24 protein-coding genes are annotated in these 25658 nt (G+C 46.9%); 7 read left to right on the plus strand and 17 right to left on the minus strand.

From position 1 onward, the window contains the following. Nucleotides 1–12: 12 nt before the first annotated feature. Entirely contained in the window at nt 13–1251 is a 1239-nt protein-coding gene (locus tag WH43_RS13470; protein ID WP_053425126.1) for a sensor histidine kinase, read from the minus strand. After that, nucleotides 1241–1909, minus strand: a complete 669-nt coding sequence (locus tag WH43_RS13475; protein WP_053425127.1) for a response regulator transcription factor — start codon at nt 1907–1909, stop codon at nt 1241–1243. Before WH43_RS13475 ends, WH43_RS13470 begins: the two co-directional genes overlap by 11 nt. Before the next feature lie 91 nt (nt 1910–2000). On the opposite strand from WH43_RS13475, the gene WH43_RS13480 reads away from it, so the two are divergent. The 3 genes from WH43_RS13480 to WH43_RS13490 all read left to right on the plus strand — a co-directional run bounded on the left by WH43_RS13480 (nt 2001) and on the right by WH43_RS13490 (nt 4394). Then, the gene (locus WH43_RS13480) at nt 2001–3299 is read left to right on the plus strand and encodes a DUF5666 domain-containing protein (RefSeq protein ID WP_053425128.1); all 1299 of its coding nucleotides are present in this window, start codon (nt 2001–2003) and stop codon (nt 3297–3299) included. A 185-nt stretch (nt 3300–3484) separates the two neighbouring features. Next, a complete protein-coding gene (locus WH43_RS13485) occupies nt 3485–3835 on the plus strand; it encodes a NirD/YgiW/YdeI family stress tolerance protein (protein ID WP_152342857.1) in 351 nt (116 codons plus the stop codon). A gap of 16 nt (nt 3836–3851) precedes the next feature. After that, nucleotides 3852–4394, plus strand: a complete 543-nt coding sequence (locus WH43_RS13490; RefSeq protein ID WP_053425130.1) for a phosphatase PAP2 family protein — start codon at nt 3852–3854, stop codon at nt 4392–4394. 336 nt (nt 4395–4730) lie between these two features. Here the strand turns inward: WH43_RS13490 and WH43_RS13495 are convergent, their stop codons facing one another. Both WH43_RS13495 and WH43_RS13500 read right to left on the minus strand, forming a co-directional pair. After that, entirely contained in the window at nt 4731–6131 is a 1401-nt protein-coding gene (locus tag WH43_RS13495) for a PepSY-associated TM helix domain-containing protein (protein WP_053425131.1), read from the minus strand. Nucleotides 6132–6134: 3 nt separating this feature from the next. Continuing rightward, nucleotides 6135–8243: a TonB-dependent receptor gene (locus tag WH43_RS13500; RefSeq protein ID WP_053425132.1), complete on the minus strand. Its 2109-nt coding sequence runs from the start codon at nt 8241–8243 to the stop codon at nt 6135–6137. A gap of 286 nt (nt 8244–8529) precedes the next feature. Here WH43_RS13500 and WH43_RS13505 point away from each other — a divergent pair, with 286 nt between their 5' ends. Together WH43_RS13505 and fusA are read left to right on the plus strand one after the other, a co-directional pair. Continuing rightward, nucleotides 8530–8715 (plus strand): hypothetical protein, encoded by a 186-nt coding sequence (locus WH43_RS13505; RefSeq protein ID WP_053425133.1) that lies wholly within the window; start codon nt 8530–8532, stop codon nt 8713–8715. A 204-nt stretch (nt 8716–8919) separates the two neighbouring features. Beyond that, nucleotides 8920–11025 (plus strand): elongation factor G, encoded by a 2106-nt coding sequence (gene fusA / locus WH43_RS13510; RefSeq protein WP_371870996.1) that lies wholly within the window; start codon nt 8920–8922, stop codon nt 11023–11025. Nucleotides 11026–11146: 121 nt separating this feature from the next. Here fusA and WH43_RS13515 read toward each other — a convergent pair whose 3' ends face one another. The 5 genes from WH43_RS13515 to WH43_RS13535 all read right to left on the minus strand — a co-directional run bounded on the left by WH43_RS13515 (nt 11147) and on the right by WH43_RS13535 (nt 16361). Further along, entirely contained in the window at nt 11147–13306 is a 2160-nt protein-coding gene (locus tag WH43_RS13515; protein ID WP_053425134.1) for a TonB-dependent siderophore receptor, read from the minus strand. Nucleotides 13307–13498: 192 nt separating this feature from the next. After that, entirely contained in the window at nt 13499–14005 is a 507-nt protein-coding gene (locus WH43_RS13520; RefSeq protein WP_053425135.1) for a DUF2937 family protein, read from the minus strand. A gap of 54 nt (nt 14006–14059) precedes the next feature. Continuing rightward, nucleotides 14060–14374, minus strand: coding sequence for a helix-hairpin-helix domain-containing protein (locus WH43_RS13525; RefSeq protein ID WP_053425136.1), 315 nt, complete (start codon nt 14372–14374; stop codon nt 14060–14062). Nucleotides 14375–14408: 34 nt separating this feature from the next. After that, on the minus strand, nt 14409–14720 hold the full coding sequence (locus WH43_RS13530; RefSeq protein WP_053425137.1) for a hypothetical protein: 312 nt from the start codon (nt 14718–14720) through the stop codon (nt 14409–14411). Between the two features lie 180 nt (nt 14721–14900). Next, nucleotides 14901–16361 carry an aminoacyl-histidine dipeptidase gene (locus WH43_RS13535; protein WP_053425138.1) on the minus strand — a complete coding sequence of 487 codons (1461 nt, stop codon included), beginning with the start codon at nt 16359–16361 and terminating at the stop codon, nt 14901–14903. Between the two features lie 243 nt (nt 16362–16604). On the opposite strand from WH43_RS13535, the gene WH43_RS13540 reads away from it, so the two are divergent. Beyond that, nucleotides 16605–19097, plus strand: a complete 2493-nt coding sequence (locus tag WH43_RS13540) for a glycoside hydrolase family 95 protein (RefSeq protein WP_053425139.1) — start codon at nt 16605–16607, stop codon at nt 19095–19097. Nucleotides 19098–19104: 7 nt separating this feature from the next. Here the strand turns inward: WH43_RS13540 and WH43_RS13545 are convergent, their stop codons facing one another. The 4 genes from WH43_RS13545 to ggt form a co-directional block, all read right to left on the minus strand. Next, nucleotides 19105–19563, minus strand: a complete 459-nt coding sequence (locus WH43_RS13545; RefSeq protein WP_286049743.1) for an acetyltransferase — start codon at nt 19561–19563, stop codon at nt 19105–19107. Continuing rightward, nucleotides 19553–19918, minus strand: a complete 366-nt coding sequence (locus WH43_RS13550; RefSeq protein ID WP_053425140.1) for a hypothetical protein — start codon at nt 19916–19918, stop codon at nt 19553–19555. The genes WH43_RS13545 and WH43_RS13550 overlap by 11 nt, the downstream gene beginning before the upstream one ends. A gap of 93 nt (nt 19919–20011) precedes the next feature. Beyond that, nucleotides 20012–20371 (minus strand): hypothetical protein, encoded by a 360-nt coding sequence (locus tag WH43_RS13555; protein WP_053425141.1) that lies wholly within the window; start codon nt 20369–20371, stop codon nt 20012–20014. Between the two features lie 71 nt (nt 20372–20442). Then, nucleotides 20443–22182, minus strand: coding sequence for a gamma-glutamyltransferase (gene ggt, locus WH43_RS13560; RefSeq protein ID WP_082335784.1), 1740 nt, complete (start codon nt 22180–22182; stop codon nt 20443–20445). A 186-nt stretch (nt 22183–22368) separates the two neighbouring features. On the opposite strand from ggt, the gene WH43_RS13565 reads away from it, so the two are divergent. Next, entirely contained in the window at nt 22369–23202 is an 834-nt protein-coding gene (locus WH43_RS13565) for an AraC family transcriptional regulator (protein WP_053425143.1), read from the plus strand. A gap of 29 nt (nt 23203–23231) precedes the next feature. Here WH43_RS13565 and WH43_RS13570 read toward each other — a convergent pair whose 3' ends face one another. The 4 genes from WH43_RS13570 to WH43_RS13585 form a co-directional block, all read right to left on the minus strand. Continuing rightward, nucleotides 23232–23597 carry a VOC family protein gene (locus WH43_RS13570; RefSeq protein ID WP_053425144.1) on the minus strand — a complete coding sequence of 122 codons (366 nt, stop codon included), beginning with the start codon at nt 23595–23597 and terminating at the stop codon, nt 23232–23234. Between the two features lie 94 nt (nt 23598–23691). Continuing rightward, nucleotides 23692–23901 (minus strand): hypothetical protein, encoded by a 210-nt coding sequence (locus tag WH43_RS13575; protein ID WP_053425145.1) that lies wholly within the window; start codon nt 23899–23901, stop codon nt 23692–23694. 136 nt (nt 23902–24037) lie between these two features. Then, nucleotides 24038–24496 carry a nuclear transport factor 2-like protein gene (locus WH43_RS13580; protein ID WP_053425146.1) on the minus strand — a complete coding sequence of 153 codons (459 nt, stop codon included), beginning with the start codon at nt 24494–24496 and terminating at the stop codon, nt 24038–24040. 240 nt (nt 24497–24736) lie between these two features. Continuing rightward, entirely contained in the window at nt 24737–25537 is an 801-nt protein-coding gene (locus tag WH43_RS13585; protein WP_053425147.1) for a CPBP family intramembrane glutamic endopeptidase, read from the minus strand. Nucleotides 25538–25658 lie beyond the last annotated feature (121 nt).

The raw sequence follows: 25658 nt of genomic DNA on the forward strand, positions 1-25658 counted from the left end.
GGCCCTTTGTTTTTACACAGTATCCTTCGGCTCTGGCGGAAAACTGATTTGCACACAAAAGTCGACTGACTGATGTTGTATGTCTAACTGCCAACCCATACGACTGCAAATACGCTCTACTATCACCAAACCATAACCATAGCCCTGACTATCCCGCTCTTTGCTACTGTGATTGCTGACCTTTAATTGCTTTTCATTCAGCTCAACGAAAAGCTCGCCATTGCCATGAATAAAGGCATTTTTTAATAAGTTGATCAGCACCACCCGCACAAAACTTTGTGGCGCCCAAAGCTGTATATTCTGATGAACCTGTATGGTCCAGCTGGCTGTGTCAGAAATCGCAGCACGTTGCGCCAGTGGCAATTGCTCACGCAACACAGTTTCTAAGTCAAGCTGCTGATAATGGTGAGCATCTATTGTCTCTTTGCCCAATAACAAAAAAGTGTCCGTCAATAAAGCGATGTCCTGGCAAGCGCGCTCAATTCTGAGCAAAGCTTTCTGACAACGAGGTTCTTCTGCCAGCATAGTTTGCAGTAATTCGGACGAGCCCTGTAATACCATCAGCGGTGTTCTGATTTCATGAGCGGCAAAACGACTGAATTCCTGTTCTCGCTGAAAAAAAGCCGCTATATGTTTTTTGCTGTCAAACAGCGCCTGCTCTATAGTCCGTAATTCTTCAAAGCGCGCCTCGACGACAAAAGAAGGCTGCTCAGGCGACATCTGTTTGATTTTGCTAACGACATTACGCAGCGGCACCGCCATTTGCCGCACCATATACACACCATAACAAACCGTTAAAAGCATGATGGCGAAACCAAATAACAAGGTAAAAAGATGCAGCTTGGACTCGTATTCGTCCAAATAATCATCGGCATTGTCTTTAAACACCACGTAAAACAGGCCCTTGCCTGATGGATGCTGCCGCACCAGAAAATGCTTATCTTCAGGCCCTAAATGATGCTCGTAGTAGCCCGGAGTTGTGTACTCTTTCAACCAGAGTGGCATAGGCTCTTCACTCCAGTAGCTGTCAAATTCATAGTGATTCGGTAAATCAGCCGCAGCCCCCTGCAATTGATAATCTCGTTCAAACATTCGGGCTTCTGCGTCCAGCCAGTGATCCAGGCTGATGACTTCCATCTGATCTTCAGCCACTAAAATCACCAGCCAGAATAACGAAATAAACACCAGACTAAGAATAGAAGTGATGAGCGTCACTCTGCGGAAAAAGCTGCTATTTGCTTTATAAAACAAGCTTATACCCCTGACCATGTAAGGTTTCCAACACAGGCTTTTCCTGCTTCGGACTTAACTGATTGCGAATGGCATAGACATGGCTGCGCAACACATCACTGGCCGGCTCTTCATCGCCCCAAATCTGTTCTGTCAGATACTGACGACTGACCACAGCAGGAGATTTTTGCAGCAGCAGTTTTAGAATTTGCAGCTGAATACGGCTAAGTTTCAAAGGTCGGTCCCCTTTAGTCGCAGACAAGCTAGTTAGATCCAGTTTTACATCACCCAACACCAGCGTGGTTAAATCCTGCCGCACGCCTCTTTTACTTAAGGCCTCAAGCCGCAATTGCAGCTCTTTTAAGGCAAAAGGCTTCACCAGATAATCGTCGCCTCCTGCTTCAAAGGCCGCTTCTTTATCCACCAAACCGTCTTTGGCAGTCAGAAATAAGACCGGCGTCTGACATAGCAATTCCTGACGGATGTGCTGCACCGTGCTGATGCCATCCAGCTTTGGCATCATAATATCCATCACTATCACATCAAAACTCTGCTGTTTCAGCAGAGCTAAAGCGCTAAGGCCATTGTAAGCGCAATCGACCTGAACACCTGATAATTCCAGATAGTCGGTTAAGGTTTCCATCACTTGCTGGTTGTCGTCCACTAACAGTACTTTCATTTATTTTCCACCAAAGACTTCACGAACACTTCACTCAGGCTTACCTACACTTGCCGCCATCAGTCTATGTTGACACACCAAAGAGGTCTATATGAAACACATGAAAAACCTGATGATAGCGGTATCTGCATTAAGTCTGGCGGCTTGCGGCAGCTCGAATAGCAACTCAGATAATACAACAGCAGCACCGAGCCAAGGCAATGGCACTAATCCGATAATCACGCCTGCCACCACTAAAACCACTATAGGTACGGTTGATAGCGTCAACAGCAGCGCATTCACAGTGCAAGGGCAAAGCTTTAACTTCAGCTCCAGCACTGTCAGCTACGCCAAACAAAATTTAGCGTCTTCTGTATTAACCAGCGGATCCAAAGTTCGGGTCACAAGCGACAGTTCAGGCCAACATAAGGTGGAACTTAATCCGGATCTGGCAGGTTTTGTCAGTGCAGTTCAGGGCGATACGCTGCACATCAATGGCCAAAGCCTGCAATTGACTAACCATTCATTGACAGCAGGAGACTTTGTACTGGTCAGTTTAAACCCACTGCAAAGCAGCGAAGTTACAGCAGTGACCAAGCTCTCTTCGGCAGATACACCGCTTTATATCGAGCTGGAAGGCCAAATCAGCGAGCTGAATGAAAGCACTCAGCGCTTTAGCATATTAGGGCAACAAGTCGATTATTCAGCAGCAATGATTGAAGATGGTCCAGTAGCTTCAGGCCGCTGGGCAGAAGTCTATGGCCAGCTTAGCAATGGTGTTTTAAAAGCCAGCGAAGTTGATTTCGAACAATTCCCTGACACTGCAGAAACTGAAATTTCCGGCGTGATCAGCTGGGTTAACGAAAGCAAAACCAGCTTTGAGCTGAACCAGCGCTATAGCTTTAACGTCACCACGGCCACCCGCTTCGAACAAGGTTCTGCCAATGAGCTGCAGCCAGGCCGCTATGTCGAAGTGACATTAAAGCAGCAGAATAACCAAAGTGTGCTGACTGAAGTTGAATTTAACAACCAAAGCATCAGCACCCCAGGCAGTCAAAGAGTAGAAGTTACTGGCACTATGACCTTTGATGGTACTCATCTACAGCTCAATGGTTTTAGTTTTGCAGTGAATAGCCTGACGGAGTTGGAGGATGGCCTGACGTTACAGACATTGGATAGTCAGTACCTGCAAATTGAGGCCGTACAAAGAGCGGATGGTAGCATCACAGTGAAAGAAGTGGAAAAAGCCGGAGTATCAGCACGTGTAGAACTGACAGGTTTAGTACAGAACAATAGCATCTGGGGTTATCAGGCCGCAGATAACAGCCTGAGCAGCTTTGAGAATCAATGGCTTGAACTGGACTGCAGTTTTGATGGCGTGCGTTTATCCGCCTGTGTACTGGATGATTAAGGCTGGATAACGAATCATCATGCTTCTTAGTGACTCGAATAACTAACTGGCTCTGTGTGGTAACGTGAAGTACTACAGAAAGTACTTCACGTTCACTTCACGCATACAGTGCTTTAATGGCGCTAAAGCTGCGAAGTGCAGCATTCAGCCTTGCTTATTCAGCTTTATTTGATTGGAGATTTACCATGAAACCATTATTTATTTTTGCTGTTTTAACACTGGCATCCTTTCAGTTGCATGCTCAGTACAAAGGGCCACAAGCCGCAGTTCAGCAACAAATTAAAGCGATTCTGGATAACCCAAAAGACAACCAGGGCGTACGCCTGACAGGTTATCTGACTGAAAAACTTAGCCACGAGAAATACTGGTTTTCTGATGGCACCCATCAAATTCGGGTCGAGATTGAGCCTGAAGATTTCCCGGCTGGTGAGTTTGATGAAAACGATTTGATTGAAATTCACGGTGAAGTAGAAAAAGATTTTCTGGAATCCCCTGAGATCGATGTGGAATATATAACGATAAAAAAGACTAACTGAATAAGGAAATAGTACTGTGGCTAGAATTCCAGCTCTGCTGAAATGGTCGTTAACCTCTGTATTAATCGGCCTTCACTGCTCAGTGCCACTGCATGCCAGCAGCACTGAAAATACAGCGAATCTGCTTCGTATCGCTCTGCCCGTCAGCGGTTGGGCTATGACCCGTTATTATGCAGATCAGGACGGAGAGACGCAGTTTTACAAAAGTTTCGCTGCGACTGTTCTGAGCAGCTATGCATTAAAGCACACCATACATAAAAGCCGACCTGACGGTTCAGACGACGACGCTTTTCCATCCGGGCACAGTGCCATGGCATTTCAGGGAGCTGCTTTTATTCAGCGCAGATATGGCAATGAGCTGGGGATACCCGCATACGTTTTAGCGGCATGGACAGCGCAAAGCAGGGTCAATTCGGACAAACATGATTATTCCGATGTACTGGCCGGGGCTTTGATTGGCTTTGCCAGCAGCTATTATTTTACCGAGAATTCAGACCTGCACGTCATGCCGTTCGTCAGTCAGCAAGGCACAGGTTTGGCGTTAAATTATCGCTGGTAACACTGAAACTCCTCTGCCATGCAGTGGAGTAGTCGCTAAAAACAATCCCCTTAAGTGTCCTGTCAACTTGGATTTATGCTTCTATATCAATGATCAGTATTGATGTGGCGCCTAGAGGGTAATGTTTATAACAAGCAACATCTTCAGTGAGGCAACCTGAACTAGCAAAAGAATAATAGCTACTTTAGTTAACTCATTGCTGCCACATCAGACTTCTCAGGCTAGTCTTTGTATTGCTCTGTAGTACAACCTATCTCTGTTGCGTCAGTTGTTAATCCGTTGCTTCCGATGAAAGACAAAGAACCAAACAGAACGAAGCATCTTACCTTGACTGACCTATGTTGCTACTCTACTTCGCCAAAACCTCACCAACATAAACGCACATAGCGACAAAACAAGTAGCGGAAATAGAATCACCAGTACCAGCAAACTTAGCTTTAAACCCAATGGTAAGCGGTCAGTGCTCTGTAAAGGTGGTAACCAGCGCCCTGGTTTTCTGCGTCGCCACCATAAGGTTAAACCTGCAATCAGAGCCGCCAGCACCAGCAAGCAAAACAGTAGATTCAACCACTGATTCCATACTCCATATTGCCGGCCTAAATGAGTCATAGTGCCCCACTCCACCACTTTGGCTAAGGCCGAATAACGCTGCCAGCCAATATCATCCAATAATTCACCGCTGACTGGGTCTATATAAAGTGTCTGCTGACCTTGGGCTTTATCAGGCACATAGTTGATTTTAAATACATCTTTATCAGTTGCCGGATAAAAAATCCGTACACCTGAGCCATAAGTATCCAGTGCCAGCCTCGCCAGATAAGGTTCAGCTTTGCTGATATCCGCGACCTGAGGCTGATGCTGCATAGTGCTTACAGGTGCAGGATGATGTTCTGTTACCCAGGACTCTTTTCCGCCTGTCACATGCACTTCAGATGCTTGCATTTTGTGCTCGTGATGTGGATCAGCCGCTCTGGTTGTGACACTGTCAGGTAAATGGAAATTAGGCGATGGCGTCACCCAGTGCCACTTAGGGCTCAAATCCAGGCCTAATTGCGCAAACTGCTTGCCCCAAAAGGTTGACCAGGGCATACCACTGATGACCAGAAAAGCCAAAGCTAAAGAACTGACCAACGCCAATACAGCGTGCCAGTCGCGCCAGTGCACCCGACCATCGCTGCGTTTTCTCGGCACTAACACACCGGCCAGACGCCAGTGCTTCGGCCACCATAGCCAGGCTCCGGTCAAAAGTAAAAACAAAGTCCAGCAGGAAAACCATTCAATGACATAACCACCAACAGGGCCTGCGAGCAGTTCACCATGCAAACGCCGCACTATCGCCATAGGCTGAGTTGCAGGGTCAATATCAGCTCTTATCTGTAAACGATAAGGGTCCAGATAAATTAAATGCACTGCATCCGTTGCTGTCAGTTGCCAGCGCACTGCGTGAGCAGATTGTTGTGGTAGCACCACCCTGTTGATGGTCCAGTCCGGATACTGCTGGCGTAAAAAATCCTGCTGCTGCGCTAAGGTAGCGGCTGTGCCTTCAGGTGTCAGTTCCAGCGCGTCTTGTTGCCACCATTGGTCAAATTCACGATCAAACAGATAAGCACTGCCTGTGAGCAACAACACCAGCAGCACTGGCGCTATCATCAGCGCAGACCAACCATGCCAGAAAAACACGGCGCGCATAGCACCAGCACCGCTTTTATCCACAGTTGAAGTATTTAATTCAGTCATCTGTTACCACTGCCATATCAGTTGCAAACTAGCTTGCTGAGGCTCGCCCGGATACACCACAAATCCATTACCTGAGGCTGTGTAATACAGCTCGTCCAGCAGGTTATTGACTGCCAGTTGCGCAGACCAGTTACTTTGCTGATAACGCAACCCGGTGCCAATCAGGCGGTATGCATCCAGTTGCCAGGCAGAGCCTGTAATTAAAGGCCGGCTACTGCTGTAATTCGCCCGCACAAAAGCCGACCAGTCATTGTCATATTGCCAGTTGGCGCTGAAGCTCAACCGATGACGCGCCAAATCGCCCAGCTTATTGCCACGATCGCCATCATTACTTTCAATGATTTCGCCATCCATATAAGCGTAACCGGCTTGTAATTGCAGCGCAGAACTGAGTTGCCAACTCCCTTCCAACTCCACACCGTCGACACGCTGTTCGCCACTGTTCACACTAAAATCTGAGTCCACAGGATCTGTCGTCAGCGCATTTAAGCGTTCAATCCGAAATAGCGCCAGGCTTCCATGGAACTCATCCGCACTGTAACGAATACCCAACTCTGTTTGAGCGGACTCTTCAGGCTCCAGCGCATCCCCTGTTCTGCTGCGTGCAGCTGCGCTGCTTTCAACGTCAAAACCTGTATTGTGACCAGTAAATAGTGTCAGTTGATCGTTAAGCTGCCAAGTCAGGCCCAGTTGCCAGATAGTGGACGACACCGGCACCTCATCAGCTGCGCTGCCCCAGGCACCACTACCCGCTTTACTGTCGGTGTAACGCACAGCTCCTATTAATTGCAGCTCTGGGGTTAACTTGATTTGATCCTGCAGGTACCAGGCATCAGAATCCAGGTTGTAAAAATTATCAAAAGCAAAATCCAGTACAGGTTTTTGCGTATCGTATTGATACTGCGGGTTATGAATATCGACTGGATTTAAAGTACCAGCCCGGATATTGGACTGAGTAAAACGGCCCCGTTCACGGCCTGCTTCATAACCTAACAGCACTTTATGCTCCAGAGCACCTGTCATCACACGACCATTTAAATCCAGCTGAGCGATTTGGTAGTCGTCATTTTCGCGGCCCTGACGGCCGGTGCGGCTGATCAATTCTGGCTGAGCTGTGACTGGGGCACGCAAATTGACCTGACCAAACACCGTATTAAATTCCTGATATTGCAGGCGAGGTGTCAGAGTCCAATCCTGGGTCAGCTGAATATCCAGCCAATATTGATACAAAGGTGCAAAAGAGCGCAGGCTGGTAAAACCCGGCTCACCCAATTGAGTACTGATATCGATTTCTTCACTGTCCTGATCAGGCAAGACTACAGACACTGGTAAGCCGACATAACGGTCGGTTTCGCGTTTAATATATTCAGCGACAAAATGACCTGTGGCACTATCTCCTGCCTTATGCTGCAGCATCAGACTGATATTATTTCTGTCCATCGGCTGTCGGTCGACAAAAGTGTCCGAGCGCTCCAGCTCGCCTGTTAAGCGTAATGACACAGAATCAGACAACACCTTGCTGATATCCCCATTAGCAACTTTTTGATTATCAGTGCCTAACCTCAAGCCTGCACTGCCGCTGTGATCTGCGCCCGGTGTTTTGCTAACCAGATTGATCACCCCACCCACAGCAGACTGGCCATAAAGCACACCAGACGGGCCTTTTAATACTTCCATCCGTTCTATGCTGTTCAGAGCGGAGGCATCCACATCTTCAAAATAACGCTGGCGCATACCGTTACGCATCTGGTCGGCCCCAAAACCGCGGATTTTCAGACTAAAAGACTGATAAGGCCCAACTCTGGAATACCCCGGATTCGCACTTGGAATATCGCGCAATAAATCCCCAACAGACACCAGCCCCTGCCCCCGCATCTGATCTACATCCAAAAGCTGAATACTCTGCGGCAGCTCCTTTAATAAAATGCCTGACTTACTGCCAAAAGTGTCACTCTGGCGCTGACCATAGACAGATAAGCGTTCCAGACTGCCTTCAGCTGCGGTATCAGTTTTGTTTTGCTCGTCAGCTGTAGCGGAAAAAGACAGCACAAAAAAAGCCTGCAGACAGGCAAGGCTAAGCAAAGTTCGACGAGGGAAATAAAAGAATTGCATCAAATAGCGCCTTAAAATCAGAAAGTCATCCAGGCATTATTTTTACACAGCAGTATTGTATCAGCCGATGCGGCATATTGTCGCAGTGGAGCTTATTGAGGGAACTTTTTAGTTGATGCTTAACCATGTTAATGCGGCAATTTGTCACATTGGACCAGACACCTCCACACCTTATGCTGGCGGCATTTTTATTCTAACCGGCTTGGTTTGGTCTGACTCACAGAAATAAAACCAAAATACAGCTGTCATCGTAAAATGAATATAAATGTAAGTAACGGAGTAAAAAGTGCTGAATGAAATTGTGTTGTTTGTTGCCAGGCTGATGTTATTGGCGCTGTTGTTGATTAATCTGGTTTATCTGCTGCTTCCATCCAAAGCTATTTCGCAAGAAAACAAACTTGAGTACCGAATCGAGCATAGTCTTTTAGCTATCACTGGTGCTATTGGCTCAGCCGTATTGCAATTTATTTAAATGCAGGATCTGGTAAGCAGGTAATACTCCTCTAGAGCAAGATCACGCTCTTCAAAGCCCTTTGCCTTTAAGCGCTAAAAGTTCATAAAAATGCAGTTGACGGTGAATTCGAAAAAACAGAAGATCGCACTGATTTTTTTTCGGGCAAATTAAAATAATTTCCTGTATATTGTCGCCCTATTTTACAACCACTAGCTAATCGAGATGACTATGTCAGCAGATTTATCCTTATATAGAAACATTGGTATCTTCGCCCACGTTGATGCCGGCAAAACCACTACCACAGAGCGTATCCTGAAACTGACCGGTAAAATCCACAAGCTGGGCGAAGTTCACGAAGGTGAATCGACCACTGACTTCATGGAACAGGAAGCTGAGCGTGGTATTACTATCCAGTCAGCTGCAGTAAGCTGCTACTGGAAAGGCCACCGTTTCAACGTTATCGATACACCAGGCCACGTTGACTTCACAGTTGAAGTGTACCGTTCTCTGAAAGTATTAGATGGTGGTATCGGTGTATTCTGTGGTTCTGGTGGTGTTGAACCTCAGTCAGAAACTAACTGGCGTTATGCGAACGACGCGAAAGTATCTCGTCTGATTTTCGTAAACAAACTGGACCGTATCGGTGCTGACTTCATCCGTGTAACTGAACAGGTGAAAAAAGTTCTGGGTGCAAACCCGCTGATCATGGTTCTGCCAATTGGTCGTGAAGATACTTTTGTTGGTGTAGTTGACCTGTTAAGCAAAAAAGCTTACGTGTGGGATGATTCTGGCCAACCAGAAAACTACACAGTGACTGACGTTCCTGCTGATATGGCTGATGATGTTGAAATGTACCGTCAACAACTGATCGAAACTGCTTTAGAGCAGGACGATGATCTGTTAATGGCTTACATGGACGGCGAAGAGCCATCTATCGAAGACATTAAACGTTGTATCCGTAAAGGTACACGTGATCTGGCTTTCTTCCCAACTTTCTGTGGTTCAGCCTTCAAAAACAAAGGTATGCAGTTAGTTCTGGATGGCGTTGTTGATTATTTACCATCACCAACAGAAGTAAACCCACAGCCGCTGACTGACGAAGAAGGTGCTGAAACTGGCCAATTCGCTATCGTTTCTGCTGATGAGCCATTCCGCGCTTTAGCATTCAAGATCATGGATGACCGTTTCGGCGCCCTGACCTTTATCCGTATTTACTCTGGTGTACTGAACAAAGGCGACACAGTCCTGAACTCGTTCACTGGCAAAACTGAGCGTATCGGCCGTATGGTTGAGATGCACGCGAATGACCGTACTGACCTGACCACTGCTCAGGCTGGTGACATCATCGCCCTGGTTGGTCTGAAAAACAACACGCAAACAGGTCACACTCTGTGTGATCCAAAAGCACCTTGTACTTTAGAACCAATGGTTTTCCCAGAGCCGGTAATCTCTATCTCTGTAACACCAAAAGACAAAGGTTCAGTTGAGAAAATGGGTATCGCCATCGGTAAGATGGTTGCTGAAGATCCAACTTTCCGTGTTGAAACAGATCCGGATTCAGGCGAAACCATTCTGAAAGGTATGGGTGAACTGCACTTAGATATCAAAGTAGATATCTTAAAACGTACTTACGGTGTTGAATTAGTGGTAGGCCAGCCTCAGGTTGCTTACCGCGAAACTATCACTCGTGAAGTGGAAGACAGCTACACGCACAAGAAGCAATCTGGTGGTTCAGGTCAATACGGTAAAATCGACTATCGCATTCGTCCGGGCGAGCAAAACTCTGGCTTCTCGTTCAAATCAACTGTAGTTGGTGGTAGCGTTCCAAAAGAATTTATGCCAGCCATCGAAAAAGGCTTCGCCTCTATGATGAGCACTGGTACTTTAGCGGGCTTCCCGGTATTAGACGTAGAAGTTGAAGTATTCGACGGTGGTTTCCACGCAGTTGACTCATCAGCCATCGCGTTCGAAATCGCAGCCAAAGGTGCTTTCCGTCAAACTATGCCTAAAGCTGGCGCTCAGCTGTTAGAGCCAATCATGAAAGTTGACGTATTCACTCCGGAAGATCACGTAGGTGATGTGATCGGTGACTTAAACCGTCGTCGTGGCATGATCTCTGGTCAGGAAGCTGGCGTAACTGGCGTACGTATCAAAGGCGACGTACCACTGTCTGAGATGTTCGGTTACATCTCTACACTGCGTACTATGACGTCTGGTCGTGGTCAGTTCTCTATGGAATTCTCTCACTACTCTGCATGTCCACAAAACGTGGCTGACACAGTAATCGCAAAAGAGAAAGAAAAGAAAGCTGCCGCTGCTAAGAACTAATTAGCCGCTAAAGCAAAAAAAGCCCCGCTGGTGAAAACCGCGGGGCTTTTTTATAGACGCTGGAAAAATAAAACCCCGGTTTTGTCCGGGGCTTACATCAGAATGAACCTCAGTGTGTTAATCAGAACTTATAACGCAAGTTGGCACTGATGGCGCGGCGCTGACCATAGAAACAATCACCGCGATTCAGACAAGAAGTGATCACTGTTTTGTCGGTCAGGTTTTGCACCTGCAGACTTAGATCGTAATCCCCCATTTCATAACCCAGCATGGCGTCGAGCAAGGTATAAGAAGGAGTCGTTAGCGGGTCATTCAGTACCACACCATTCATAGCCACATAAGCGCTGCCATCTGATGTTTTCCCTACATAACGCACACCACCACCCAGTTTCAAACCATCGACCATAGCTAAACGCCAGGTTGCCCAGACAGAGGCCTGTTGTTCAGGCACAGCCGATAAAGTCGCGCCTTCTTCACCTAGCGTATTACTTTGGCTGACATAAGCGTCGGTGTAAGCGTAGCTGGCATAAATATCCAGTTGCTGCCAGGCCAATTGAGCTTCCAGCTCCACACCTTTAGCCGTGACTTCCCCGCCCTGAATCTGACCATTTGGGTCAATCAATCCCTCGTCATCCAACTGATCGGCCGCTAAAGTGGTAGTGCGGTTTTGCTCTTTGATTTGATACACAGCAGCAGTTAACAAATGTTCTGTATTATCAGGCTGGTATTTCACACCCGCTTCCCACTGCTCACCGGTCTGAGGCTTAAAGGCCTGACCATAAGCATCCGATCCTAACATCGGCTCAAAAGACTCGCTGTAACTGATATAAGGTGAAACGCCGCCATCCATCAGATACATCAGACCCAAACGGCCAGTAGTGGCATACTGCGACTGAGCGTCAGCACGCTCAGTGCGGCTGACAGTGCGGTCACGACGCAGCGCTGCCGACACCATCCAGCTCTCAGCAATTTTCATATTATCCTGCAGATACACACCGCTCTGATACACCTTATTGGCCGCATAATCGGTCACATCCGCATCTGTTGGTAAATCTGTCACCTGACCATACACAGGGTTGTACAAGTCTAATAAACCACCTGCGCCATAAAATGAGTCATTGTCGGTGTAGGCGTTTTGGTAATCAAAACCCATCACCAGCTGGTGCTCTACTGCACCGGTTTGCAGATTGCCATGCAACTGAGCATCACTGGTGACAGAGCGGGCATCGGCGTTACTCAAATAAGCCACGCGGGAGATAGTACGGTTGTCATCCTCAAACTTTGGAGGCCAGCCATACATAGTGTCGTAATCGGCATGACTGTCGCTGTAACGGCTGGCGACACGTAAATCCCAGTCATCCGTCAGATTGTGTTCAACAATCACAGTAGCGGCTTGTTGTTCTGTGTCATAACGGTCAAAACCTGGCTCGGAGACAAAACGGCTGCTTGGGATCTGACCAAACTCATTGGCTAAAATAGTGCCCTGATGCGGAAAAAATTGCGTGCTGGAGCCGGACTCTTTTTTCTGCCAGTTGCCAAGCACCGTCACTTTAGTATCGTCACTGGCCTGCCAGCTAAAAGACGGCGCTAAGGCTTTGCTGTTATCCGTTACAAAATCAGTCTGGGTATCACTGTCGCGCCATACGCCAACTAAACGGCCTTGCAGTGTTTCATCGTCATTCAATGAACCTGTGATATCGCCCGCCAGTTGTTTGCGTGAATAATTCCCCAACTGCGCCCATAACTGACCGCTGGTGGCTGCTTCAGGTTTTTTGCTGACTAAATTAACAATACCGCCAATAGAACCCTGGCCATATAAGACTGAACTTGGGCCTTTGAGAATTTCAATTTGCGATAAGCCAAAAGGCTCGGTACGCACATTGTTGTAATAACCAAACAAAGACTTCAGACCGTCCAGATACTGCACGGGCGATACACCACGGATCACAGACCAATCACCTCGGGTATCCAAACCATAAGGCCCATTGTATAAACCCGACACATAACCTAGAGCATCCTGAACCGTCAGCGCGCCTAAATCTGCAATACGCTCTTCCGTCAGTACTGATACAGAGAGTGGAGTTTCGATAATAGGAGTGTCCGATTTGGCACCGGAAGCGCTGACATAAGAAATTAAACCCCGCTTACTTTTTACCGTGATCACTTCAATGTCTTCTTCGGCTTTGGCTTTGCTGTCATCTGCCAACAGGGTTGCAGAATAACAACTTGTGGCCACAGCCAGCGCAACTAAGGATATTTTATGGAGTTTAAACAACGACATGGCACTTTCCTCTGAATATAGTGCCTGAATTTTAAATGAAAATAGCTCTCAATTGCAAAGCAATTACGAACTATTTCCATTTGCGTTGTTAAGGGTTCACCACGAGAAACCCTGTTCTCTGTTGCTCGGCAGCAATCACTAAGCATTCCGCTGACGGCTAAATCTCAAGGCCATATTTTCCCGATCACACTCTCAGATCGAACGCTGTGCAACTGAAGGGCGTGATCTCATCAGCCGGAACGGCAACATAATCAAAAAATTCAGCACCAGAGCACCTATTACAGCAAAAGCCAGACCACTGATATGCAGTGGAATACCAGGTTTAAAATTCTGCACTACATCTTTTAGCTGATGAATTCTGTCAGGATGTAGCATAAATCCAATTTTCCCGAACAGAGTACCACTGCTAAAAGTTTCCATACCAAGACGCAGCTCAGACAGCAGACTTATGGTCTGCAGTTTTTGCTCCGCATCAGCACGCACACTGGGTTCAGGGTTCGTCAGATGGTTGTCTATCATGGCCTTAGCATCAGCAAACTGATGAGCTTTTGCTGTGGTTTCGTGACCATCCACCTGTGATTGAATGGCTTTGTACCAGCCAGATAAATACTGATGATAATGATCAACCAGTAAAGGCACCTGCAGCGCTGCAATAAGCGCCACTGCAAACACTAATTTGTCGAACAGTCTTCCTATCAAAATGGTGCTTCCTGTGGGTTACTCACTCTGGAAATTTTTCATAGGCGAGGCGCTTCATAATGAACGCTCTGCCCTGCCTGCTGTATTAGCCACAATACTTTTGCGCTCTTCGGTGTAAAACCACCAGGGTTTTGCTTCATCCCCTTCGATAAAGCGGGTAATAGAGATAAATACATCAATAACACAAGGGTCGTGCTTTTGTGCTGTGATCTCACAAAGCTGCCTGTACATTTGATAGGGATCACGACCTTTAAGATCGTCCGGCTTAAGGATACCTAAAACTAACAAATCAGCTGCACCCGCCTTACCAATATTGGGCAAGTCTGTCAGCTTGATTGTTGTTTCGCGTCTCACTTTATCCGGATCCATCTGTTGCCCTTTAAAACTAAAGCCGTTAGAGCTATCAGCTCTGACGCTCAGTAAAACCGGCAATAAAAAACTCAACTTTGCCGCAGGATTTACAGGCGTACATATCAAGGTTTTCTTTGTTAATAAAAAACTCACCTATATCGCCTAAGATGCCCCAACGTGTGCCTTCATGGAAGTTTTTAGTGCCGATAAAGCTCAATTTTTTCTTGCAGCGCAGACAATCAGGCACAAACTGACCAGCCGCCTTTTCAGGAACAAGCGCACCCTGTGCACTGTTGCAATTCCAACAGACTTCAAAGTCGTCATCTTCAATAGTGGTATTGCAATGTTGGCATTGCCAAGGCATCTATATCCTCCTTTTGTGCCAGAATAATAACGGGTGGTTCCACTCTCTGTCGCGAAAAGCTTATCGGGAAAAGCTTGTTGCTACAATAGCTTAGACTTTGATTGAAATCACGTTAGTGCCGCTGTCACCAGTGCAAAAAAAAGCCCCAATTAGTGGGGCTTTGAGTTCAGGGCGCTCAGGTTAACAGCGCTCTGGAATACGTTTTAATACCGCCAGCAATAATTCCCAGTACTGGCCCACAGTAGTGATATTGACCATTTCGTCCGGCCCATGTGGGAAACGAATAGTAGGGCCTATCGACACCATATCCATATCCGGATATGGTTTTTTAAATAAACCACATTCTAAACCCGCGTGGATCACCATAATTACCGGCTCTTTGTGATAAATATCCTGATAGGTATCGCGCACTATCGCCATCACTGGTGAATCCGGGTTAGGTTTCCAGCCAGGATAAGCCCCGCTGAATTTGACTGCTGCGCCTGATAACTGCGCCAGCGAAGTTAACATGCTCTCGACTTGCTGACGGCCGCTATCGATTAAAGAGCGGATTAAACACAGCACCTGAACGCTACTCTCTTTAGTGCTGATCACGCCCATATTCAGAGAGGTTTCGGTCACACCTGCCACTTCATCGCTCATTCGCATCACGCCGTTAGGGCATAAGTTCAGTAAGTGGATCAGGGTGTTTTGGCTCTGAGCTGCAAGCACCTGAGCTGGAGTGACAACTTCGGCAAGACTCAGTTTTAATGCTGGCTCAACGGCGGCCAATTCAAACTGCAACAAAGCTTCAAATTGGGCTACAGCCAGCTGTAACTGACTAAGTTTTGTCGCAGGAACAGTCAGACTAACAGTCGCTTCACGCGGTATAGCATTACGCAAAGAACCACCGCTAAAACTGGCGATAGCCAATTCCAGAGCTGTGGCATGATCGGCTAAAAAACGCGCCAACAGCTTATTGGCATTGCCACGCCCCAGGTGAATATTCACACCAGAGTGGCCACCTTTTAAACCCGTTAAACTTAAATCAACAGCGGTCACTCCAGCTGCTGTGGCTTGCCATTGCACAGGCACAGTAAATTCAGCATCCACGCCACCGGCGCAGCCCATGTAAATTTCGCCTTCCTGCTCGGAGTCGGTATTGATCAGTATTTCAGCATTCAGCATACCAGGCTCTACACCAAAAGCGCCTGTCATACCGGCTTCTTCATCCACCGTCAGCAATACTTCTAAAGGGCCATGTTCAATCTCGTCGCTGCCTAAAATAGCTAAAGCCGAGGCCATGCCGATGCCGTTGTCTGCACCTAGTGTAGTTCCGCGGGCTTTTACCCAGTCGCCATCTACATAAGCGTCGATTGGATCTTTAGTGAAGTCATGAACTTTGTCGGCATTTTTCTGCGGCACCATATCCAGATGCGCCTGGATCACCACCACTTTGCGATTTTCAAAACCTGCAGTGGCTGGCTTTTTAATGATCAGGTTGCCGACCTGGTCTTCAATAACAGCCAAACCTTTGTCACGTGCCCAGTGCTGGATATGCTGGCTTAAGGCCTGCTCATGTTTAGAGGGGTGAGGAATGGCACAAATTTGTGCAAACCATTGCCATAAAGGCTGCGGATATAAAGATGATAATGCTGACACTACAACTCCTGATTTAAAGGCTCAGCTAAAAAACGCCGGCATTTTAGCACAAAGAGCAGCAGTCACTGAATGCCGCACACGACAGAGCGCAGGCACAGTAAGGGCGCTGGTCGCTCTTGGTCGCAGCGACAAAAAATCTTAACTAAGTTAACGATAAACACTATATACATATCAAAATCAGACGGTTAAACCTGATGACCACGACTTGACTGTAACAACAGAATTTCAGGGGCCAGGACGGTAATGACAAAAACTGTGCAATTTTCTTTACTTTGCTTATTGAGCTTAGTCAGTGCTTTTACTGCAATTGCAGCCCCAGCGACAACAGATCTCAAGCTTTGGTATAACCAAGCTGCCACTTTATGGGAAGAAGCTTTGCCTTTGGGCAATGGCCGCTTAGGTGCCATGGTCTATGGCAAACCAGCAGACGAAACTATCCAGTTGAATGAAAACACCTTTTGGGCTGGCGGCCCGCATAACAACATCAATACCGCAGCGCTGGCATCCTTGCCCAAAATTCGCAGCTTAATAACCACTGGGGACTATGCCGCTGCCGAAGCACTGGCCGCTAAAACCATTACCAGCCAGGGCGCTAACGGCATGCCTTATCAAAGCGCTGGCAACTTACATTTAGAGTTTCCTGCTCATACGCAGTATCAGAATTATTATCGGGATTTAGATATTGCCAATGCAGTGGCCACCACCCGCTATCAAGTGGCAGATGTGGTTTACAGCCGTGAAGTCTTTACCTCATTGGCCGATCAGGTGTTGGTGGTGAAATTAACCGCCAGCCAACCTGGCAAGCTCAGCTTTAAAGCTTATTTATCCCATCCGGCCAATGCGGCTTTTTCAACACAAAATGCCAATACGGTGCTGATGCAGGTGCAATCAGCCGATCACGAAGGAATAAAAGGGCAAGTACAACTGGGCTCCTTGCTGCAAGTACAAAACAGTGGTGGCAGCCTAAGCCAAAAGGATCATCAGATCCAGGTGAAAAACGCCGATTCGGTGCTGCTTTTAGTGTCCATGGCAACCAACTTTATCAACTACAAAGACATCAGCGCTGATGCGCTTAAGCGCGCCCAGCAGTATCTGGATACAGCACAACAACAGTTTCAGCGCCAGCCCTATCAGGCCCGTAAAACAGCCCACAGCACCCTCTATAAAAACTATTTTGACCGCGTCACTTTAGACCTGGGCGGTAGCGAATTTAGCACCGAGCCGACAGATCAACGTATCCGTTTATTCGCACAGCGGCATGACCCAGAGCTGGTTAGTCTGTATTTTCAGTTTGGCCGCTATTTACTGATTTCCTCGTCACAGCCTGGCGGTCAGCCCGCCAATTTGCAAGGGCTTTGGAATCATAGACAAGACCCGCCATGGGATAGCAAATACACCTTAAATATCAATGCCCAAATGAACTACTGGCCAGCGGAAGTCACACAACTAACGGAGCTGCACCAACCTTTTATCCAGATGATTAAAGAGCTCGCAGTCACTGGGCAGCAAAGCGCCAAAACCATGTATGGCGCCCGTGGCTGGATGGCGCATCACAACACCGACATCTGGCGTATCACAGGAGGTATCGACTACAGCTGGGGGTCCTGGCCTACCAGTAACGCCTGGCTAAGCCAACATTTATGGCAAAAGTACTTATACAGCGGCGACAAAGCCTATTTAGCTGAGGTCTACCCTGTGATGAAAGCTGCCGTAGAGTTTTTTGAGGACTTTTTAGTTGAATCACCAGATAAGCAATGGCTGATTGTGTCCCCTTCCATGTCACCGGAAAATGCCCCCAAAGCCACAGGCACCAAAATCGCTGCTGGGGTGACTATGGATAACCAGCTGTTATTTGACTTGTTTTCCAACACCATAGCTGCAGCCACAATTCTAAACCAAGACAAAACCCTGCTCCCGGCCTGGCAAAACATACTGTCCCGCCTGCCGCCTATGCAAATAGGCAAATACCATCAGTTGCAGGAATGGCTGCAGGACTGGGACGACCCACAAGATAAACATCGCCATATTTCGCATTTGTATGGGCTCTATCCCAGCAATCAAATCTCACCTTTGCGCTCACCTGAGTTATTTAATGCGGCCCGTGTCACTATGGAGCAGCGCGGCGACCCGTCCACAGGTTGGTCGATGAACTGGAAAATCAATATGTGGGCCCGTCTTTTGGATGGTGACAGGGCTTTTAAACTGATACGAGACCAAATCAAACCTGCCCTGACAGCTGATGGCAAAATCTCCGAAAACGGTGGCACTTACCCCAATATGTTTGATGCGCACCCGCCCTTTCAGATTGACGGCAATTTTGGTTTTACCTCAGGCATGGCAGAAATGCTGGCGCAAAGCCATGATGGCGCTGTGCATCTGCTGCCGGCTTTACCGCAAGAATGGCCCAATGGCAAAGTTACAGGCCTGATGATGCGTGGCGGTTTTGTGCTGGATATAAGCTGGCAAAACGGCCAGGTTTGCACAGTAAAAATCCATTCGCGCTTAGGTGGTAATTTACGCCTGCGCAGCCACTCTCCCTTGCCGGAAGTAGCAGCGTTTAAGATTCACAAGCTAAGTGGAAGCTCTGAAAACCCCAACCCCTTTTACCAACAGGCACAGATTAAAACACCACTAAAACACAGCAGCAAAAACCTGCCACAGCTCTCTTTGGCCAATAGCTATTTGATTGATGTGCCAACAAAAGCTGGCAAGGATTATCAGTGGACTTGTATCTAGCAGCAGATCAACGCAATGCCATATGCAGCAGCGGATAGGGTTTTCCCTGCCCGTCCAGCGCAGAGCGGCCTATGACAGCAAAACCACTATGCAGGTAAAAACCTTTGGCTTGCTCATTTTGTTCATTCACGTCGACCCTGGTTGCGCCTTGCTCTTTGATGGCATGGATAGTCAATAGTGACCCAACCCCTTGGCGGCGCTTATCAGGAGCTATAAACAGCATTTCAATAGCACCGTCATGCACACCACAAAATCCCAGTATGTCACCTTCACAGTTCTTCGCGCATCTTAGGTCAACCGCATCAAAATACTGCTCAAGGATCAGAGGTTTTAACTCTTGTAGATCTTCTTCTTGCAAAAAATCATGAGTGGCTCTGACCGAGGCTTCCCAAATGTCCAATAGCTTTGGATGATCAGCTTTTTCTACATGCTCTACACTCACTACATAACCCGATTTAGCAGGCATAGCGCGCGCCCACTATAAATAATGGCAGCCAAACGGCTACAGATACAAAGATCACTCCCGTTATGGCAAATAACGCTGTACTGCTCGCCGCATGTGAAAAATACACCGCAGGACTTGCCATGATATGTTTGTGCAGGTTGTTTGAAATGGCGCGAAAGGTAGCCCTGATGTCATCGACATGCATTTTAAGCCAGGTTAAAAATGGGTTTATCAGTATCAGCAGACAAGTAAAAGCTACTTCCAAACCAACGACTTCAATAAATAGCAATAAATAACCTGCAAAAGGTGCAGCCACTAAAATAGCGAGAAACATCAAGGTTCTTTTCAGCCAAAGGTGACGATTAAGAAAATCCATTTGTTGTCCTTAACATCTATTATCTCAAGCCACTTATGATCCTGGCTGAAATCCAAAACCCAATGACAAATTGCCTTACTGACTGAACCTGCTCTATTGCTGTTCACAGCGAATCTGATAATCAGTTTCTACAGTAATAACAACACGCTTATTGAATTCGTTGTCAGTAACGTACCCGCAACTGCCGGTTATTTCAACAGAATCGGTAAATTTGATTATATAGCTGTACACGCCATCCTTTGGTTGCGTCAACGAATAATGCAGTGCATTGCTTGACCCGATGGCAATAGAACCAAAATCTAAATGACTAGCGGGTAAATCAATTTCAGCCTGAGCTATTCCAACTGTGGAACTGTTCACAATGCTGATACCAGGTAACACATAGAAACTTGAGTAATAAATAACGATCAATAAAGTGAGTAGTGAAAATACGGTTTTATACAGAAGTTTCATGATGCTCCCATGGGCAATGTAGCGTTAAAAGATGCGGTACGCAGTAACTGCCGCACCGTTCTCTTTTTGTTTTAGTGTGCCGCTGCAACGCCGTCCCGCCTGGAATCAGAGCCTGCCACATAACCTTTGTCTAATTTCATTACAGCCTGGCCACCACCAAAGATCAGGCCTCTGCTATTGCCAAGAAAAACGCTTTGCGCTGTGGCCATAATTGGATTTTGTGGCGCATGCCCCATCGATAATAATTCATCTACTGTGTCTTGAGCTATGCCTTGCTCAAAACTCACATTATTGTCTTCCCAATGCCGGAACCGTGGCGCGTCCATGGCCTGTTGCACATCCATATCGAATAGCACCATGTTGAGCAACACTTGCACATGAGCTTGTGGCTGCTGTGGTCCACCGACAATACCAAAACTTAACCAGGGCTGTTGCCTGCCTTGTGCATCTGTCTTGGTAACAAAACCTGGAATGATGGTATGAAATGGGCGTCTGCCTGGCGCTACTGTATTGGCTCTGTCAGGCTGCACTGATAGCCCTACTCCTCGGTTTTGTAACGCAAAACCTGTGCCCGGTACCACGATTCCTGAACCAAAAGACCCTGCTAAGCTATTGATAAAAGACACCATATTGCCTTGGCTATCTGCAACGCTTAAATACGTGGTTTCGCTGGTGGTTAAAGAGGGTTCCGGATCGGCCCTTTCCATGGCTTTGTCTGCGTTAATTTGCGCGCGACGCCTGGCAATCACCTGTTCTGACAGCAACTGTTCTGGCGTGATTTGCATAAATTTGGGGTCACCGACAAAGTGTTCCAGATCGGCATAAGCCAGTTTTTTTGCTTCAATCAAATGATGTAAATAGTCTGCGGAATTGTGTTTCATAGCCGCTAAATCAAAAGGTTCTAATATCTTCAGCATTTCTAAAGCGGCAATGCCCTGACCATTGGGCGGCAATTCCCATAGCTGGTACTCTTTAAACGAAACCGATAAAGGTTCGACCCATTCGGCGCTGTAGTTGGCAAAGTCATCTTGCGTTAAAAAGCCACCTAACTCCTGTACTCTTGTCGCAATTTTTTGACCCAGCTCGCCACCGTACAGCACTTGCGGGCCTTGCTTCGCAATGAGTTTCAAAGTGGTGGCATAATCAGGGTTCGTAAACCATTCACCGGCTTTAGGGGTTCTGCCACCCTCCATTAAAAAAGTGGCTCTTGAACCTTGATCCCAATTGATCTTGCTTTCGAACAATCCCCATTCCGTTGCTGTAGTTTCAGAGATAAGAAAGCCCTTTTCTGCCAATTCAATAGCAGGTGCCAATGCTTCAGCCAAACTGATAGTGCCATGCGCTTCTAACAGTTTTGCCCAACCCGATAATGCGCCAGGCAATGTAATAGACTCCGGGCCTTCGTCTGGCACACGACGACGATCTGCCATTTTTTCAAAGGTCATTAAGGCACCGGCATGGCCACTGCCGTTGATGCCAACCAAGCGTTGCTGCTTTTCCAGCCACAGCATGGCAAACATGTCGCCACCAATGCCTGTCATATAAGGTTCAACCACACTTAAAACCGCAGCTGCGGTGACTGCGGCATCCACTGCATTGCCGCCATTTTTCAGTACAGTAAGACCTGCCTGACTGGCTAAAGGCTGGCTGGTTGAAACCACGCCATTGGGCGCATACACAGCTTTTGCCTCAAAAGGCTCACTAGGTGAACCAAGGCCGGCCCGAAATGAAAAACCAGCCACAATAGCCGATATAGCGACCAGACTGATGATCGCCAGCATCCAAAGTAAAAACCTCTTGATTCCATTCATATAATTTTGTTTCCCCGATGTTTGGCCATGATCTGTTTTTTAGTCAGAAACTATAACCCAATGAAAGTTCTGGGATATAGTAGTCTGGTCAGCTAGTCTGTTATTGAACGATATTGCGCTTTGATGCAGAGACTAAGATCCGCTTTGGTCTGGCTGGAAATGGATAAATTCAGGAGTATCACAAGGATGGCTAAAAACCAGAATTTGGTAACAAGCTGGGTAAAAAGAGCTGCAGGCGAAACAGAGCGCATCGAAGCTTGTTTTAGCGGTCTTGCTTATGCGCCACATAGCCATGACACCTACACTTTGGCGTTAACTACAGCGGGCGTGCAAAGCTTTAATTATCGTGGTGAACTACGCCATTCACTGCCTGGTGAAGTGGTCATTTTGCACCCAGACGAAACCCACGACGGCCAGGCTGGAACCGATAGCCCCTTTGCCTATCGCGCGATCAGTATCAATCCTGTTGATGTACAAAACATTCTGCAAGGTGTCAGCCTGCCCTTCTTGCAAGGTGGGGTCACAAGAGATCCGCGCTTTATCCAAATCGCCACCAGGTTGTTGGCTGAATTTGATCGTCCACTGGAGACACTGGAGCAGCAGGATCTTATTTTTGCTTTTGCCAGCAGTTTACAACAGGTAACGGGCAACAGTATTCAACATACCAAAGCAAACTACCAGGCAATAAAACGAGTCCGTGAATACATTGACGATCTTATGGCTATCGATTCCTGTATGCCCATCGATATCACGTTGGATGAACTGGCCGTTATTTCACACTACAGCAAGTGGCAAGTCACCCGGGATTTCAGATCCCTTTATGGCACCACACCTTACCGTTACGTCACACTGAAACGGCTACAAAAAGCCAAAGCCTTGATTGAGCGAGGCTTGCCCTTAGTACAAGTAGCTATCAGCAGTGGTTTTGCTGATCAAAGTCATCTGACCCGACATTTTAAAAGCTGCTTTGGTACCACGCCAAAAGTCTGGGCCAAACTGAATCAATACTATTCAGAGTGATGAGCTGGAGTATCAGGTTTGCTGGTATCTCAAGCTAGTGATGAGTTTTGTAAGCCGCGCAACTCTGTAACATGCAACAGTTCACCCGCAGGCCCCCACAAATAAAACACCTTCCCCCAGGATTCTTGCTGAATTGGAGTAATCTTGGTTTTGTGTTTTGATTGTGAACAAAGACGGTATGCTGATTCGATGTCTGATACACACAGCTGCAGCATAAAATTTGCAGCTAAATCTGCATTAAAAAATCGTTGCAGGAAAAAAAGACAATCTCCGTTTTGAAAAAGCGTTAAATCTTCAGAAACATAGTCAGCTTTAAATCCGATCTCTGAATAGAACGACTTGGAAACCTCATAATCTTCACTTGGAACAAAAGCTTTTATATCAATAACATCCATTGTTTTTTCCTCCACAGCTAACCTGAGAAACTCGTGCAGCCTTTAAGAGCCTGTCCACGCTGCACCTTTGTAACTGAGCTGGTTATAAAACAGGTTAGTCTGCTGCTGAAGCTACATCTTTTTTGAGCACCAATGCCAGCAAATAAACCAGGCCCAGAGGTGGAATGAGAGACAGGAGCGCACCAAACCCGCCAACCCAAACAGGACTTTGTGTTTTGCGACGACCAAGGTAATAACACAAAGCCCCCATAGTTAGCGCAAATAGGATTATGAATTCACCATAAAGCGTCGCATTTATATTCAAAAAAACTCTCCTTGTCTTTTAGAAGTCCGCAGGCAAGCACACAAAAGTGTGAAGCTGGCCGAGGCCTGAAACAACAAATAATACAGCCTGTTAGCCAGCACTTTTTGCCACCAATAAAAGTAGCGTGTTATGTGAATTATTTACTGTACCTGCGCATCACAGCCACCTTACCATCTTCAAGTTCAAGTACATCCAGGGCTACTTTGCTGTAGCTAAAGTCTGAACCATCTGAGCGCTTCCCTTTGGCTGAGAATTTGTGCTTTATTGAAACAGCGTTATAACCATACTGATAGTCAATGATCTCGGCTTTATACTCGGTATGAACACCGAGATAACGGCTCATCCCCTTACGCATCATTGCTTTACCATCAGGCTCTCTGGAGTCATCTGGCGCATTAGGGAAGTGCTGATTGCCAACATCATCGGTCAGAAATGATAAATAATGCTCAAGATCTTCCTGTGTTGCATTTGGCTGCTGAGTCATAACCTGAGCATGGTAATAGGCTTTGACAAAGGCATCGTAGTCAAAATCATCAGCCAAAGTACTTGCACTAAAGAGCGTCACAGCAGCTAGACAGATCAATAACTTTTTCATAAGAACTCCTTTTCTATTTCAACAATTTATATAACACCTTACTTTGCTACACAGGTCAACATTTGCGTTCCTTCGATCACAGGCTGCGAGAATTGCCCTGTTATTTTTACTTTGAAGCAGTGATTAAGCAGAAAACCATGCTCTACTTTTCCCAATCCGCACATCTGCAGCACTATTATCCAGCCGACAACAGATTTTTAAGTACCAGGTATCCGCTTGCTATTTGACTTCAGTTCCAGTTTAGGCTGCCAGATAAAACGACATAAGTACAACGCCAAGGTTATATGCGACGTGCAAAATAATAGCAGGCCAAAGGCTGTCGTAACGCAAACGAATCCAACTCAGTAACAAAGCAGCCACAAATAACAGCAACTGATGTAACTGTATGCCAAGCCAGAGATGTTGTTCCGTCGATATTGAATGCATAATGGCAAACGCCAAAGCACTGCACAGCGCTGCTGACCAGACTGACTTTAACTTTTGTATCAGCGTCTTTAACAACAACTGTCGAAATAGAATTTCTTCAAACAACGGCCCAAAAGCTACCAACAACAGCAAGAGACCGAATGTCGATGCCAGCGAAATAGTTTCGCTGGATTGTGCCGCCAGAGGCTCAAATCGCCAGTAGCAATAAAGAATAGCCAGCAGCAACGCTATCAAGCCAGGCCCCAAAATAAACCTTATCAGCGACAACGCACGCCAGCGTTTCAACGCCAGCAACGCTTCAATCGACTGACCGCCTGGAGACATCAGCAGATAACAACTAATCATTGCACCGGAAAAAAAGACCTGGACAAACAAGTCATATAGCCATGTGTGCTGCCAGCTGTAGGAAAATGCGATCAATACCAACATCAGAGTAAATGCCAGGCAAGCAGCCCAACACAAACGAGTCAGTGGCCATGAGCACTCAACCACAGAGTTCAGAGACTGAGACGAGGCGACTCTCGCGTGCTCGGATGACAAGAGCTGCACTGCACCGGCCTGATGCTGCACTTCGTTTTCGATCAATACGGATTTTTGCCGTTTATCTGTATTCATTGAGGTACTCCGGTCGCATCAGGCGAAATGACAAATAGACGCTGCCAGCCCGGAACATAATGATTTGTAAGAAATATCACAACTGACAGAACTAGCAGGTGTTGTATCTGCGCTTCCGCTG

Origin of the sequence: Rheinheimera sp. KL1 (assembly GCF_001275035.1) — a bacterium.
Classification (GTDB): Bacteria; Pseudomonadota; Gammaproteobacteria; order Enterobacterales; family Alteromonadaceae; genus Pararheinheimera; species Pararheinheimera tangshanensis.

Excerpts from the sequence above, each read along its gene's own strand:
- WH43_RS13540 (WP_053425139.1), top strand. The coding sequence starts at position 16,605 with ATGACAAAAACTGTGCAATTTTCTTTACTTTGCTTATTGAGCTTAGTC.
- WH43_RS13585 (WP_053425147.1), bottom strand. The coding sequence starts at position 25,537 with ATGAATACAGATAAACGGCAAAAATCCGTATTGATCGAAAACGAAGTG.
- WH43_RS13570 (WP_053425144.1), bottom strand. The coding sequence starts at position 23,597 with ATGGATGTTATTGATATAAAAGCTTTTGTTCCAAGTGAAGATTATGAG.
- WH43_RS13530 (WP_053425137.1), bottom strand. The coding sequence starts at position 14,720 with ATGCCTTGGCAATGCCAACATTGCAATACCACTATTGAAGATGACGAC.
- WH43_RS13475 (WP_053425127.1), bottom strand. The coding sequence starts at position 1,909 with ATGAAAGTACTGTTAGTGGACGACAACCAGCAAGTGATGGAAACCTTA.
- WH43_RS13480 (WP_053425128.1), top strand. The coding sequence starts at position 2,001 with ATGAAACACATGAAAAACCTGATGATAGCGGTATCTGCATTAAGTCTG.
- WH43_RS13580 (WP_053425146.1), bottom strand. The coding sequence starts at position 24,496 with ATGAAAAAGTTATTGATCTGTCTAGCTGCTGTGACGCTCTTTAGTGCA.
- WH43_RS13500 (WP_053425132.1), bottom strand. The coding sequence starts at position 8,243 with ATGCAATTCTTTTATTTCCCTCGTCGAACTTTGCTTAGCCTTGCCTGT.
- WH43_RS13555 (WP_053425141.1), bottom strand. The coding sequence starts at position 20,371 with ATGAAACTTCTGTATAAAACCGTATTTTCACTACTCACTTTATTGATC.
- WH43_RS13485 (WP_152342857.1), top strand. The coding sequence starts at position 3,485 with ATGAAACCATTATTTATTTTTGCTGTTTTAACACTGGCATCCTTTCAG.
- WH43_RS13515 (WP_053425134.1), bottom strand. The coding sequence starts at position 13,306 with ATGTCGTTGTTTAAACTCCATAAAATATCCTTAGTTGCGCTGGCTGTG.
- fusA (WP_371870996.1), top strand. The coding sequence starts at position 8,920 with ATGACTATGTCAGCAGATTTATCCTTATATAGAAACATTGGTATCTTC.
- WH43_RS13495 (WP_053425131.1), bottom strand. The coding sequence starts at position 6,131 with ATGACTGAATTAAATACTTCAACTGTGGATAAAAGCGGTGCTGGTGCT.
- WH43_RS13550 (WP_053425140.1), bottom strand. The coding sequence starts at position 19,918 with ATGGATTTTCTTAATCGTCACCTTTGGCTGAAAAGAACCTTGATGTTT.
- ggt (WP_082335784.1), bottom strand. The coding sequence starts at position 22,182 with ATGAATGGAATCAAGAGGTTTTTACTTTGGATGCTGGCGATCATCAGT.
- WH43_RS13565 (WP_053425143.1), top strand. The coding sequence starts at position 22,369 with ATGGCTAAAAACCAGAATTTGGTAACAAGCTGGGTAAAAAGAGCTGCA.
- WH43_RS13545 (WP_286049743.1), bottom strand. The coding sequence starts at position 19,563 with ATGCCTGCTAAATCGGGTTATGTAGTGAGTGTAGAGCATGTAGAAAAA.
- WH43_RS13525 (WP_053425136.1), bottom strand. The coding sequence starts at position 14,374 with ATGGATCCGGATAAAGTGAGACGCGAAACAACAATCAAGCTGACAGAC.